1 protein-coding gene is annotated in these 1268 nt (G+C 58.6%); it reads right to left on the reverse strand.

The window, feature by feature from the left end:
• The coding region (locus QOS90_RS27195; RefSeq protein ID WP_349496968.1) for an immunoglobulin-like domain-containing protein at positions 1 to 1268 on the reverse strand (1268 nt) is incomplete at both ends.

Here is a 1268-nt window from a genome sequence, read left to right on the forward strand (position 1 = left end):
ACCGTTTTGCCGTCACTCAGGGTGAAGTACAACGGCGCGTGATTGTCGATCGGCAAGCCGTCTTTATTGGTCAGGGTGACGGTATAGGTGATCTCGCCGCCTTCGGTGACCGAAGGGGTAGCGGTCAGCTTGGCGATGACGTCGTCAGTGGTATCGGTCACTTTGACCGAAGCGGCGTCGCCCAGCTGCAGGTTTTCGAAGGCACGGCCGTCAACATCGACGGCAGACTTGATACCCAGGGAGATTTCACCGGCATCTTTGTAGACATCATCGCCCTGCGCGTCGTGAGTGTACGGCGCGCTGGTTTCGCCAGCCTTGATGGTGACGGTAGCGTTGTTGCTCAGGGTCACGACTAGGTCGTGGGTCAGAGCGGTGTTGATGTGGACGGTGAACGTCGGCTTGACGTTCTCAGCAACCGAAACCTGGTCAGCCGTAATGGTGACCTGCACCAAGTCGCCCTGGTTACCGGTACCTGGAGTACCCGAACCCGGTTCGTCCGTCACAGAAGTGGTGACAGTTTCACCACCCAGAGTCAGCTTCTCGAAGCTGTCTGCACCCGAAACCGACTCAAGCTTGTTGGCAATAGCGGCCTGGCCGCCGACGTACACGTCATCGTTAACCGTGATGGTCGCGGTACCAGAGACACTGTCAGCCGGAATCGTGACTTTTGTGCCGTCGGTCAGGGTGAAGGTCAGTGCCCCGTGCTGAGTGACCGAAAGCCCCTGCGCGTTGGTCAGCGTGACGGTGTAGGTCACCTGGCCGCCTTCCGCCACAGTCGCCTTGTCGACAGTCAAGGTTGCAAAGACTTCGCTGATGGTGTCCGAAATCTCGACGGTAGCGGGACCACCGATGGCCAGATGCTCGAAGGTTGCACCCGAAACAGTGGCATCGGTGACGCTCAGTGTCACGGAGCCCGCGTCCTTGATGACGTCATCGCCCTGAGCCGGGGTCTTGTACTCGACTTCGGTCTTGCCGGCCTCAATGGTGACGGTTTCGCCATTCGACAGGGTCACGGTCAGCGGACGGTCCAGCGCCTGGCTCACTTTGATCGTGAAGGATGGTTGCTGGTCTTCAGTGACATTACCGTTGCTGACGATGATTACGGTGACGGTATCGACACTGTCATTGATTACAGTGGACGCTGGTGTTGGGTTCGGTGTGAGTTGCTCGAAGTTGCCGCCAGTAGCGTCCTTGATCGTGACACTTACGGTCGAGCCGTTGTTGTAGACGTCGTTGGCCGGGGTCTGGAAGTCAACGCTGCCCTGGGT

The organism is Pseudomonas sp. LAIL14HWK12:I10 (assembly GCF_900184205.1).
Classification (GTDB): Bacteria; Pseudomonadota; Gammaproteobacteria; order Pseudomonadales; family Pseudomonadaceae; genus Aquipseudomonas; species Aquipseudomonas kermanshahensis.